The sequence below is a fragment of the Christiangramia aestuarii genome, assembly GCF_009735585.1.
Taxonomy (GTDB): domain Bacteria; phylum Bacteroidota; class Bacteroidia; order Flavobacteriales; family Flavobacteriaceae; genus Christiangramia; species Christiangramia aestuarii.
On sequence record NZ_VJVW01000096.1, the window covers coordinates 1 to 438 of the forward strand.

Consider the following 438-nt stretch of genomic DNA (forward strand, 5'->3'; position numbering starts at 1 on the left):
CCTCAACATCGTCACCGGCCGCAACGACGTCCAGGCCGACAGCCTGCAGGCCACGCCGCGCGCCGCCGATGGCAGCGAGAAGCCACAGCTGGCGATCGACAGCTCGGCGCTGGGCGGGATGTACGCCGGGGCGATCCGCCTGGTCGGCACCGAGCAGGGCGTGGGGGTGCGGCTGGCCGGCGACATGGCCGCCAGCGGCGGCGACATCCGCATCGACGCCAGCGGCAAGCTGAGCCTGGCCCAGGCCTCCAGCCAGGGCGACCTGAAGATCGCGGCCCAGGCCGTGGAGCTGAACGGCAAGACCTACGCCGGTGGCAGCGCCGAGATCCGCAGCGCGGAGGAACTGGTCAACCGGCAGAGCCTGGCGGCGCGCGAACGCATCGCGCTGGAGGCGGCGCATATCGACAACGCCGGGGTGATCGAAGCCGGCGTCGAGCC

The 438-nt window shown here is 72.8% G+C and carries 1 protein-coding gene; it reads left to right on the forward strand.

Features of this window, described 5'->3' with window-relative positions; genetic code table 11:
- Positions 1-438 (forward strand): two-partner secretion domain-containing protein (locus FLP08_RS17075; RefSeq protein WP_156278124.1); only part of this gene is annotated, 438 nt, incomplete at both ends.